This is a genomic window from Nocardia sp. NPDC049220, assembly GCF_040647855.1.
In the GTDB taxonomy this organism is placed as follows: Bacteria; Actinomycetota; Actinomycetes; order Mycobacteriales; family Mycobacteriaceae; genus Nocardia.
On record NZ_JBEZDA010000001.1, the window covers coordinates 331,169 to 343,569 of the forward strand.

Below are 12,401 nucleotides of genomic sequence, written 5' to 3' on the forward strand. Positions count from 1 at the left end.
CAACAGAAAATCGTGTTGATGGAATCAACATGACTTGCCTTGAATTGGCGTACAAGAGTCCGGGTAGGGCAGAGATTCTTTGACGAAACTGCATGCCTCGCGGCGTTGTCGTCACGCGGTCCTCTTGGGGCAGGCCCAGCAGCGGCTCGTCAACATCCTGATCTCTGCGCACAGCTCAGTGTGACCCGGCGCACTCCAGATTCCGCAATCGACGCATGAACCCGCCGGACTTCGCACCCGGGCAGAGCCGTTGTGCCTTCTGCAACCGGGCACTGCCGCCCACAGGTCCGATCTTTAACCACGAGGCATCGCCCGCAATCGGCACTGCCGTGCCCCCGCCGATGCGCGCTACCAGCGACGGCTCCGGCAGCGACCGCACCGGATTATCTGCGCACAACATCGCGTCCACCAGATCGAACACCGCATCCGTCCGCCTGGTTATACACCGGTGGTCTCCGGGCGCGGAGCGGAGACCCGTGCGGGGTAACCAGCATGCTGGTCGTGGGGCGGTTGCGGGACCAAGTGCTGTTCGAGACTGCCTACACGTGCGGGGCACGCTAGTGAGATGTGCTTGCTGTACGTCGGGGACTTCGAACTCGTCCTCGACGATGAGCACATGCGGTTGCACGGTAAGGGCGGGGGACCGTGCGCACCGTGCTGCTCGAAGACCGCAGTTACGTTGGCGGCTGCGTCTGTATCGCCGCCCGCGTTCGATGCCACCGTCTACCGGTGGATCGTCCGGCCAGAGTTCTTCCCCGGCCGCATACCATCACCTGACAAAGATCTCGTGCACCAGTTTCGTGCCCATCGCTGTTTGCGCTCTCTGTCACGAGCGATCCATTCCCGGCCCTCGGTGGCCACCGCCTCCAGAATCTGCAGGGCGCTGTCGAACCCGGATGTCCGCGCAGACGCAGCGTCCCCCGGTTCGTCATCTCCCGGCGTCTGGTCATCGCCTGTCGCTCGGGAATTTTCTTTGACTTCGGCGATGCACGTGCCGTTGAGCGAGGTCAGCTGAAATACCCGTCCGCTGAGGTTGTCGACCCAGGGGCGGCCGTCGGCCAGGAAGGTGCGGACGCCTTTCTCCACCACGGAGGCCGATGCCACCGCATCGTAAGTGCACATCTGACGTTGCTCGTTGCGCACATCCCCTGTGGCGAGGCTCAGATACGTGCGCGTGGTACGCATTCCGTATGGGGTGAGCAGGAAGATGTAGACCAGATAAGCCTCGTATCGGGGCGGCCCGTTGGTGACTCTTCCCTTGCGGGCGTAGAGAGCTCGTTCGGTCAGCACTACGTGCGTGACCAGGTCACGCTCGCGAAGATTCGCTCGCCGCAGCGCGTCATCTTTGAGGTATGCCTTGTCCAAGGCCAGCCAGTGGGCCATTTCCGCGTCGTTTGGGCGGTCGGCCAGAACCTGGACCCATCGGTGATGCTCTGTCGATTCTTCGGCAAGCAGTACCTCGGCATTATGGTCGAGCAGACTCTGCGCCCGGGAGACGGAGACGATGCGGGCGATGCCGCGGATACCCCACCAGCTGCCTGCCGCAAGGAGAAACGCCACGAATTGCCCGACCGCCAACGGGGCGAGTCCGGTGGCCCACACCATTACGCCGATGATCCGGAGGTTCGATACCTGTTGCGCTCCGGCTGGTTGCACCGGTGGGTAGTCGTACTGTCGGCGGGCTCGCACGCCATGCCACGTGATCAGCCATTTCAGCTCACTGGGGTGAACTTCGTCGTCGCTGAACTGCTGTTGCAGCCTACGTTTGAGATAGGCTCGGTAGCCTGCTGTGGTTTCCCATAGGCCGCCGGGAGTCACCTCCCGAAAGCACTGGTCGACCAGTGTGTCGAATTTCGTGTCCTGCTGATAAGGCTGCGGCGGCTGGAAATTCGCCCACGCGCTGTCGGTATGGCGCACATCGGTCTGCAACACGGTCGTGTAGCGCAACATCATGTAGCCGCCAGCCGCGATCAACCCCAGCCCGCCCACGGTGCTGCCGTTGATCTCATCAACCAGCACACACACGATCGCCAATGCCATAGCCACAGAGCCGAGGACGGCGTCGCGCCAGTCGGTAGCGGTGGAACGAATCGGCGGTGTCAGCCACTTCATGGGTTGTCGAGGATGGGCTTCGAAGAACTTCCATGCCCGCCCGATGCGGTCACCGCTCATCCGTTCCACCGCGATCTGGTACTTGCGCTCACCGGTAAGTCGCTCCTGCACAGCACCGCTGAGGATCAGGTTCAAGTGCCTGTCGATCTCATCCTGTCGATCCACGGTCAGGGTGCCGAACGTCTTCAGCGTGGCTGTGAGTTCTTGTGAGGCGGTCCGCTCGCCGAATTCCGCATGGGCGTAGCGCAGTAGCGTGTCGACGACGTCGAGTGCATCCCGCCATTCGTCTCTCGGGAGTTCGGATGCCGTGCTCATAGCGTTGTGGATCTCGTTCGATAGCTCAGCGGTGATCTCGGTGAACGAGCGATCGCTGAGTACCGAAAGCACGTAGAGGTAGGCGCGTTCGGTGGTGGTGTGGCCGTTCGTGAGCAAACTGTGGAGGATTCCCTGGGCCTGGCGCGGGTTACCGCCTTTGAGGTGCGCCTTGGCCAAGTCATGCTGGCGCTCCGGGGGATCGCCGGGCAGGGTGGTGTAGAACGTCGAGTTGTGCAGAACGGAATCGACGAATTGCGTGCCGATCTGCTGCTCCACGTGTGCGTCGGCGGTCGCTGACACGTGGCTGTTCACCGACACCTCGGTCGGCGTGAGGCCGGGGTCCCCAATCATTGCTGCCCCCAGTTGAACTGCACACCGATTTGCTTGTCGACTTTGGCGTGGTCACGTGCGGTCACCTTGTTGTTGATCGTGGGCAAGGTCGGAGCCGGTGGTGTGGGAGCCGATGCCGTTGGGTTGGGTTCCAGATCGAGGGAGGCCGCCAGTGCAATGGCAAACGCAGCGGCATTGCGCGCAGCGATGGACTGGCCGCCAGCCCGGTCCGCACTCGCCTTCATTCCGTCGGCGTGGTCACTGATACCGCGGACGACCACGGCAGGCACTTGATCGGCGAGGGCCGCCGCGTGCGCGAATCCGGAACCCTCCATTTCCACGGCGATCGCGTCGTTGTAGGACGCGTGGATTCGGCGAGCGAGCTCCGACCTGGTGGAGTTGAGCACCACATCTCCCACTGCGATCGGCTCGAAGTACACCTGCGGCGAGGCCGTACTCGCATGCTTGGACAGCAGGCTGTGCCAACCATTGCCCCTGCATAGGCGCCGGGCCAGCTGGTCAAGTCGGTGTGAAAGCTCCCAGGAACGTGGTCGCACCAGAAACGCGTCATCTTCGCTGCGTCCGCCCTGGTAGGAGTGGACCTTGGTGGCCACAACAACGTCGCCGATGGCCAGCTTGTCACGCAAGCCACCTGCGATTCCGACGAATATCATTGCAGTGGGCGAGAATTCGGCTCGGGCGCGTTCGGTGAGCGCGGCCGCGGTGGTGGTACCGGCACCGGTGACGCCCACAGCAACACGATGCCCGGGGTGTCCTGCGATGGTGCCCACATCGAACAACGTGCCTTTGTCGTGCTCGTGCACCTTGATGTCGACCAGATGCTCCAGCACGGCGTCCTGCTCGACGCCAAGAGCAGTCAGAATCACGATCATTGTTTCTCCCCAACGTGATCGGAACGGAGCGTCAGTCGAGACCTCCGTCCAGTGACGCTAGCCACGGATCTAGTTTACGTCAATATGACGTAAACTTTCGTTCGGAGAGGAGATGAACATGGCTGAACGCCTCTGGCGAACAACCGAAGTCGCCATCGCGGTCGACCTCGCAGTGCTCACCGTGCGGGGCGAGTCCCTTCAAATCCTTCTGGTGGAACGCGGAACCGCACCCTGGCAGGGCTTCCAGGCCCTGCCAGGCGGATTCCTCGACGACAACCGCGAGGACCTGGACGCGGCGGCAGAACGCGAACTGGCCGAGGAGACCGGCCTGGACCTCGGCCGCGCACATCTGGAGCAGCTACGCACCTACGGCTCACCGAACCGCGATCCACGCAGACGCGTGGTGACCGTCTGCTACCTCGCGTTCGTTCCCGACCTTCCAGCACCCGAAGCGGGTGGTGATGCGCGAACCGCAGCATGGACACCCGTCGAATCCGTGCTGAACGTACACACCGAACTGGCCTTCGACCACAAGCGAATTGTCGCCGACGCGGTCGAGCGAGCCAGAAGCAAACTGGAGTACACCACACTCGCCACCCGGTTCTGCCCACCGGAATTCACCGTTGCCGAATTACGCAAAGTGTACGAGATCGTCTGGGGCGAGCCTCTTGACCAGCGGAATTTTCACCGCAAAATTACCGGCGCGGAAGGTGTACTGATCCCTACCGGGGAGCAGACCAACCGCAACGGTGGCCGCCCCGCCGCGCTTTACCGCTGCGGTACAGCAACTATCCTGCATCCCGCGATACTGCGCACCACTACCCAGTCCGGCTTGAACAGGTCTGCAGATAATTGAGCTGATCGTGTTCGGAAAATCACTGTACGCTCAACTGTGCCGATAATCAGAAATGACCTGCCGCCATTTTTCTTCTAGTTGATCCATTGGAACGATCGGTGTGCAAAACTGGTCTACTACCGCTGCCAGCTCCCTGGTTTCAGAAAGTGGGATCTCGCAAGCTTCTCTTAGTATGCTCATCAGTTCGATCTTGTGTCCTCTGAATTCACCGGTAGATTTCAAGTAAGAGAGGAGATCGCACAGGGAGATTCCGCTTTCCACAAGCCGACGAACCTCGGGATAGATCATGCTACGCATGCGGTTGGCGGCTTCGAACTTCTCAGGGAATTTGTGGCTGATGACCCAGTAGTCATATTCCTCTCGAGAAGTGGCACAGAGTTGCCTACCATCGAGCGACATCGCGATGACCTCGGGAGAGTTCCTAATCGCCATAATTCTGGAGGGAAGCCTTTCACCTACCGTGTCTTGGACACATAACCAGCCGGCACGGCTACTGCCTGGTCCCGGAAGTATGAGCAGGAACTTACCTGCATTTGCGTAGAGGGACACGGCGTTGGCTTCGGCATGCCACAGCCTGTCCAGCTCGCCGAGCGCATCGTCTGAGCGGTAGGGAACTGTGTATTTCGGCTCCACTTCGCCGCCGTTTACGGCCTGCATGGCTTGCGAGGGCGAGGGAACGCCTTCTGGGTTGTCGGAACAGATGGCGAGGCCGATCGACGTCAGCGACTGGCGCAGCTCTTCAGATGGGATCGCGGGGGTACTCATTCGCGGGCTCCTTCGTCTGGGCGGCTACTGATGCGGTCACCACTTCAGTGGAAGAAGTGGTGGTCGCCGTGCGGCCCATCAATGCTCCCGTATCGCTGGAACGTTTCATTGTATCGGCTCCCTCCGGGAGGTCCTGGAGAGTTGTCCCATCCGAAGTTGACTCCAGTTTGCGTTGAATCTCCTTTGGGCTGGCCGGCGTGGAAGTGTGTTCCGGCCGGATCATCGGTGTGCTCCACGATCACCCTGGATCCTTGCTCCATCTCGAATTGCCTGAAGTTCCCCCAGTGTGTCGGATCGGGCGAGTAGAAATGGCCAGGAACATGGGCGTATCGGACGTCTCCCATTACTGTCCACTCGGCATCGGGAGTCCTTCCGTAGGGGACACCTGCTGCTTCGAAAGCTGCGCGCTCGGCATCGTCTCGGGTTTCGAACCTTTTGCCGCATTCCTCGGGGATCAGGCCGAGTGGATCGCTCCAGCTGAGTGGGTTGTGTGGATAGGTGTTCGGGTTGGGCGCAGGGGCCAGACCGAAGGGGTCTTGGGTGAGGTAACGGCCCGTGGCTGGGTCGTACACGCGTTGGTAGTTGTAGTGGAGACCGGTTTCCGGGTCGTGAATTTGGCCAGGGAAGCGTAGAGGGCTGGCAGCGGTGCCGTGCCAGGTTGTCCGTCCCCAGAGATCGGTCGTGGCGGTGGCGGTGCTGTGGCCGTTGCTGGGATCGATCAGTTCGATCGGGGCGCCGACGAGGTCGGTGACGATAGCGAAGAATTCTCGGTCGACCGCGGCCTGATCAGTCTCTTGCGTGATGGGTGTATAGCTACCGGGCTGGTATTGCCAGCGTGTCGTTGCGCTGGGCGTGGATTGTTCGATTAGGTGGGTGGCGTCCCAGGTGTAGTCCGTTTGCTCGAGGACAGTGCCGTCAGTGGTGAGATGCTGTTTGGTGGTGCGGCGGCCGAGCGCGTCATAGGTGTAGCGCCACCACTGACGATCGGGGGTCCATACGTCGGCGAGCTGGTCGAAACCGTTGTACCGGTAGTGCCAAACATCAGGTTTGTGCGACAGACGAGTCGTGGTCTTGCGGATGAGTCGACCGGCTCGGTCGTAGTGGTAGCGGGTGCGGCCATCGCGGATGAGGAGGTTGTTGCGGTATTCACGCAGGTTGTCGGTACTCGAGTCCTGGCCAGGGGTGATCCCCGGCGTACTGAGCGGCCGAACGACGTCGGAGTCGGGGTCGCCGACAACCAGTGTGCTTGTGACGTTGCCCAGGGCGTCATAGCTGTACTGTTCGGCAAGCACGCCACCGGAGGAGATGCGGGTGACGCGACCGACCGCATCCAGGGCGAAGTCGCGCTGACCGGCCACCACACGATCGGAGTGGTTAGCGATATGGCCGGTGAGGTATCCGTCGGGACGGTAGATGTACTCGTCTGATCGCACCTGCCGTGGGCTGGGGCGCACGGAGGGCCCGAGATCAAGAGCCAGCGAAGTGCCCGGATAGGCAGTGACTGCTTGATGGGTGACGTAGCCGATGCTGGTCAGGATGCGGTCGATCGCGATTTCGTCGACACGCCAGCCAATGGGACGGCCGATCGAGTCATGGGTGAAAGTGATGTCGTGGTCATTGGTTTTGAGGGCTCGGACGCGTCCGGTGAAGTCGTAATGCCAGTCAGTGGTCGCGCCGGAGGGGATGGTTCGACGCGTTCGGCGGCTCTGTCGGTCGTGTTCGAAGGTCGTGACGGCGTGATCGTCGAGCTTCTGAGAGGCGACGCGGCCCGTCGCGATGTAGACGAATTCCAGAGTGTGAGTGGCGGTTTCGCCGGTTCCGGCGTCGGCGGTTAGGACTCGGCCGACGGGGTCGCGCGTGTAGCGGATCCATTCGCCGGTGTCGGCGACGATCTGGGTGAGGCGACCGAGGACATCGTGAGTGTAGTGGCGGCTGACTCCCGTTGCCGGGGTGACGGTGGCGACACGTCCGGCCTGGTCGTAGGCGTAGCTGGTAGTGGCGCCGGTGTAGTCGATCTCGGCGATCAACCGGCCGGCGGGATCGTAGGTGTAGCTCCAGGTTTGGTCGAGGGGATTGGTGACCGCGGTGAGTCGGCGTTGGGTGTCCCAGGTGTAGCAAGTGGTCGAGCCGTCGGGTTCTGTGCGTGTGTGCAGCTGGTCGAAGGCGGCGTAGTCGAAGGTGGTGACAGTGTCGGCGCGGGTGGTGTGGGTTAGGACATTTCCTTCGCCGTCATATGTCCAGGATTCTGTGTAGCCGTCAGGGTCGGTGCGGCGCAGCAGTTTTCCATCGGGGCGCCATTCGTACCGAGTCACGGCGCCGAGTGGGTCGGTTACCTCGTAGGGGCGGCCGAAGCTGTCACGTTCGATTGTGGTGACCGCCCCCAGCGGGTCGGCCACTCGGACCGGGAGTCCAGCTGTGTTCACCTCGACGGCGGTGCGTGCGCCGCCTGCATCGGTGACCTCGGCAACGGCACCATTGGGGTGATAGGAGTAGGTGGTCCTGGCTCCGGCAGCGTCCACGGTCGCAGCGAGGTCGCCGTTCTTGTTCCACTCCTGGTGCCGAACTGCGCCGTCCGCGTCGGTGAATCGCGTGGGACGGTTGCGCCACATGTACTCGATCTCGACGGAATTGCCGTCGGGGCGCAGGATTTCGCTGACGTCGCCATCGCTCGTGTAACGGTATTGGGTCACTGTGCCGTCGGGTGCGATCACTTTCAGTGGTCGACGGTCGGCGTTGTAGTCGATGTGGGTGCGCCCACCGGAGGGATCGACGAGGTCGCGCAGCCGCAGATCTCGGTCGAAGCCGTGGGTGGTTGTCGCGCCGAGGGAGTCGGTGAGGGTGCTGAGACTGCCGGTGCCGTCGGGGAATTGGAGGTATTCATAGTCGGTGTCGAGGACTCCGGCAGTGCCGCGCTGGTAGATGACGCGCCCGGACTCATCGTAGGTGTTGACCATGCGGTTGCCGTTGGAGTCGGTCCAGGACGTCATCCGGTGTTCAGCGTCGTAGGTGTAGCTGGTGGTCGCACCGACGGCATTCATCACTGTTGAGAGCTCGCCAGCGTCGTAGGCGAATTGCCTCACCGGGGTACTGGTTTCGGGGCCATCTCGGTCGGTATCCAGAACAAACAGGCCTGTCACCCGTCCCGCGGAGGTTTCGACGCGGACTCGATATCTTCCGGAGTGCGATATCTCTACCGGTGCGCCGTCGGCGTTGTAGTGGAAGCGGATTCGGTTGCGGTGGCGGTCGGTGATCGCGGAGATGGCGTAGTTGCCGAGGCGGGAGTCGATACCGCCCAACGCGGATTCGGGAGCGAAGTGCCGGATTATTTCGCGGTGTTGGTCCCACACTCGATAGCCGCCGACCTCGGTGCGAGTCAATGTCCAGCGCTGGCCGCCGGTGATCGGTTCTACGGCGACTCCGACCTCCGCGTGAGGGTAGGCCAGCATGATGCCGTCTTCGCCGATGAAGGTCACGCCCTCATGCTCGACGACAAGGCGCATGTCCAGCGTGGCCGACCAGGAAGGGCCGAACCAGCGGCCGAATCGGTAGTTCGAGCTGTGCGTGCGACGCAGTGTGAGCGCAAGTACGCCTGGTAGGTCGAGATCAGTTTCGGGGAGAAGAAATTCACCGGTCGCGATGTCGACAGGGTCGTCGGAGCAGGTCTTCTGGTCCGGGGTTTGGTCTTTCTCCGGGCCGGATTCCTCTGCCTTGCCGTGTGCGCCGCTATCGGCGTCGGCGCGGTCCTGCGGCGTGGGATTCTCCTGCGCACCATCATGGTGTGTTGGCTGCTGTTCCGTGGACGGTGTGTCGTGTGCGCCCGGTGTTGTGTCGTGGCCGTCCGGGTGGGTCGGATTTCCGTCGTGAGCCTGCTGTGGGACGTTGCTGCCGTGGTCTGTTGGTGTGCTGGGTGAATCTGCGTGGGGAGTTGGGTTCGAGTCGGGGCGTTGGTTCGGTGTTTCGGACTCGGTCCGCGGTGGCGCGTCGGAATCCGGTCGCGTTGAGGGGGAATCGGGTTGCTGCTCGTGTGGTGTGTCGCTCGGATGCTCGCTGGTTGGATGTGGCTGCGATACAGGCTGTTCGGAATGCGTCGGCTGCGGTGAGTCCGGCTGAGTGTGCCCCTGTGCGGTGCTGTCAGGCGCTGGTGTGCCGGAGTCTGTTGTGTGCGTGGGGTTTTCAGGTTGCGAGTTGGTCGTTCCCGGTTGCGTTGGCGATTCGGTTGTCGCGTGTGGCTGCGTGCCAGGTTCGGTGGTGCTCGGGTGGGTTCCGGTCGGTGTGCCCGGCTCGCTCCCGGTCGAGGTTGGTGACGGCGATTCGGTTGTCGGGTGTGTGCTCGTTGGTGCGCCCGGTTCGTGCGAGGTCGACGATGGAGTGTGGGGCGTGGAGCTCGGGGCGTGTGGGGTGTGCGGGGTGTGTTCTGCCGCGCTGGCCACGGTGTGGGTCGCTTTGCTGACCTTGGAGACGTCACCGATCTTGTCCAGCGCCGACAGGGCGGGTTTGGCCGCCCCGGCACCGCCGGTGCCGACGGTGGTAATCAGGTCACCGGTCAACGAGCCGAGGAACTCCGACGGGTTCTTCCGTGCACCGGACAAGATCGAGGACACCGTCGCCCCAGGATCAGCGGCCGCGACCACCAGCCCGGTACCCAGACCCGACATCCCCGAGAAGTATTCAGCCGGATGGGTCAGGTTGTAGGGGTCCATCGGGCTGACCTGACGCACGAACTGCACGATCCCGGTGAAACTGGTCAGCAACCCGGAAGTGAAGTTCAGCTTCGCCTGATCGACCGCCCCCGACAGATCCGAGACATTGTCCGACCAGCGTTCGGTGAACGGCGGCTCGGTCGGAGCGGCCTCAGTCGCCGCTGCCAACGCCGCCGCAGCCGAGGCCGCCGCGTTATCACGCTGGGCACGTGCGCCGCGCAGAATCTCGCGGGCCTCGTTGCGGATCGAGGTCCACGTGTCGGTCAGAGGCGTCTTGCGTTTCTGCTCGTCCGACAGGGCGTTCCACTGGTTCTTCTTGGTGGTTTCCTCGGTATCGGCCGCTTCCCATCTCGCGATCGCATCAGCGGCTTTCGTTTGTGCCGCTGTGACCTCGTGGTACCAGCCGTCGAGCACACCCGATGCTTTGTGCATCGCGTCGGCGCCCGCCCACCACAGCTTCGGCTGTTTCGCGAACTCGGTGTGAAACTCCGCCGCCGCCGACCCCGTCCAGTCCGCGGTGTCGACCGTCCGCAGCGCATCGCCGGTCTTGCCGATCGAATCGCCCATCTTCTGCAACGCCTCGACGGCGTCGTGAATCGCCGAGGGCTCACCACGGATCAGCTCTTTCGGATCGGTGCTCTGTCCGAGTTCGCGTTCCTTGACCTCACCGCCGGCAAGATCGGCGATCTTGTCACCGAGATCGTCGAGGTTCTCCGCGACCCCATCGGCACCCACCTTGCGCGCCAGCCCCGCCGCCGCATCCAAACCAACGTCGGCGAGCTCACCCGCCTTCTGCGTGACCGACTCGACGCCGTGCTCGATCGCGTCGCCAACCTTGTTGACGAAATCACCGAGACCACTCACCTATTCGTCCCTTGGTCGTTCATGATCTCCGCCGCCCGCGCGGCAGCACCGGTATTCCAATGCCGCGGGATCGCCGGTATCGGACCGTTGTTGCCCAACGCGTCCGGGCCCACCGCCTCGATCACCTTGATGTTCGTGCCGATATGAGTGAAGGCATTCTGGAACGATTCGGCGCTGTAGTCGGTGTGGCGGACTTGGTTGAACTGATTGTCGGCCAACGTGTCTCCCCACGACCGCGCATCGATCTCTTCCTTCGACAGATGCGGGTTTCCAGTCAGCTGCGTGAACATCTCCTTGAACGTGTTCGAGAACTTCTCATCAATGATGTGATAGCGCCCCGCCGTCAACCCCAACGTCTTAGCGATCTCGTTGCCCGCCTGCACCAGCGCCCGCACACCCCATGACCAGCGCTCGGTGAAGGTCTCGAACGCGCTCTGCACCGACGCCTTACCTGCCTCCATCGGCGACAACGTCAACAACGAGAACCCGCGCCCCATCGCCCCGGTCTCCCCGACACCCAGATCTGACAGCTCACCGATGACCCCGGTGATTCCATCCGCAGCCTGCTGCAGCACCGCGGGATCCACATTCAACTGGTCTCCCACCGCTACTTCCCGTCCCCGACGGAATCGTCCGATACCTGCGGCGGAAACGCCATCGGCGCCGAACCGGTGATATCGACAGCCACACCCGTGGGCTCCGACCGCCCAGCCGCGTACTCGGCCAGCCGCCACCCCAACAGCGACTGATATCGATACTCCTGATCACCAGCGATACCCCGCGCAGCCATATAGCGGGCGTACTCCTCGACACTGGTGAACGCGCAGATCCAATCGACACCCCCGAGCCGGGAGATGCACAGGCGATCATCATCAACCAACGGCACCAACAAACCAGCCCCCCGGAACGCCGCCGCCAGCACCTCCGGCTGCCCGAAACCGGCATAGAACGCGGCGATCTCCGCCCGTAACGTGCCGCTGTTGTCGCCTGCCATCGCCCAACTACCCCCGTTCGCGATCCATCCACCACAAAGCACGCCCCCGCAGCTTACCGACCTCGACTTGTCGCGCCCTTTCCAAGAATTCACTCGGCCGGGGAGTGACAACCGTCCGATCAGACAGTCCGTCCCAGCGCTGCGTAGCGTGCTCGAGCTGCCTAATAACGTCTCCGGCGCTGTGCACCAGGAGTCCGCCACTTCCGACCGGGGACTGTAAGAACAAGCGCGACAGAGCCGTCCACTGGACAGGCCCTTCCGACGCCGAGGAGTTCGAAGGGCTCGGGCACTGGACTCATCGACGGATACCGGAAGGGCAGCATCCCGCAGCTTGTCGGCGATCTCGCACTTCCCCTGCCGTTCGATGGAAGCCGGGCGCGTCAAGGCTTGGCTAACATTGAGCGGCGGCGCGGAGTGTCCTGTCGGTCGGGCGGCGTCGTTGCATCTGGAAGAGTCGACGGGGCTGGGCGAGGTCGGGATCGGCGGTGTGGTGCTGTGTGGGCACGTGGTGCTGCATCCAGGGAACAGGATTCCGGATCGATGGCGCACTCATCGGCCTGGCCGGGCGGCGC

The 12,401-nt window shown here is 62.8% G+C and carries 7 protein-coding genes; 1 reads left to right on the forward strand and 6 read right to left on the reverse strand.

Features of this window, described 5'->3' with window-relative positions:
- Nucleotides 1-723 precede the first annotated feature (723 nt).
- The gene (locus tag AB0C34_RS01415; RefSeq protein WP_357066250.1) at nucleotides 724-2,778 is read right to left on the reverse strand and encodes a hypothetical protein; all 2,055 of its coding nucleotides are present in this window, start codon (nucleotides 2,776-2,778) and stop codon (nucleotides 724-726) included.
- Nucleotides 2,775-3,650: a 5'-methylthioadenosine/S-adenosylhomocysteine nucleosidase gene (locus AB0C34_RS01420; protein WP_357066253.1), complete on the reverse strand. Its 876-nt coding sequence runs from the start codon at nucleotides 3,648-3,650 to the stop codon at nucleotides 2,775-2,777. The genes AB0C34_RS01415 and AB0C34_RS01420 overlap by 4 nt, the downstream gene beginning before the upstream one ends.
- Before the next feature lie 118 nt (nucleotides 3,651-3,768).
- Here AB0C34_RS01420 and AB0C34_RS01425 point away from each other — a divergent pair, with 118 nt between their 5' ends.
- Entirely contained in the window at nucleotides 3,769-4,506 is a 738-nt protein-coding gene (locus tag AB0C34_RS01425) for an NUDIX domain-containing protein (protein ID WP_357066255.1), read from the forward strand.
- A 30-nt stretch (nucleotides 4,507-4,536) separates the two neighbouring features.
- Here AB0C34_RS01425 and AB0C34_RS01430 read toward each other — a convergent pair whose 3' ends face one another.
- Genes AB0C34_RS01430 through AB0C34_RS01445 form a run of 4 tightly spaced genes read right to left on the reverse strand, consistent with a single transcriptional unit; the run spans nucleotide 4,537 to nucleotide 11,829 of the window.
- Entirely contained in the window at nucleotides 4,537-5,271 is a 735-nt protein-coding gene (locus AB0C34_RS01430; protein ID WP_357066258.1) for a hypothetical protein, read from the reverse strand.
- A gap of 44 nt (nucleotides 5,272-5,315) precedes the next feature.
- Nucleotides 5,316-10,835, reverse strand: coding sequence for a putative T7SS-secreted protein (locus tag AB0C34_RS01435; protein WP_357066261.1), 5,520 nt, complete (start codon nucleotides 10,833-10,835; stop codon nucleotides 5,316-5,318).
- On the reverse strand, nucleotides 10,832-11,440 hold the full coding sequence (locus tag AB0C34_RS01440) for a hypothetical protein (protein WP_357066264.1): 609 nt from the start codon (nucleotides 11,438-11,440) through the stop codon (nucleotides 10,832-10,834). The genes AB0C34_RS01435 and AB0C34_RS01440 overlap by 4 nt, the downstream gene beginning before the upstream one ends.
- A 2-nt stretch (nucleotides 11,441-11,442) precedes the next feature.
- Nucleotides 11,443-11,829: a hypothetical protein gene (locus tag AB0C34_RS01445; protein ID WP_357066267.1), complete on the reverse strand. Its 387-nt coding sequence runs from the start codon at nucleotides 11,827-11,829 to the stop codon at nucleotides 11,443-11,445.
- Nucleotides 11,830-12,401 lie beyond the last annotated feature (572 nt).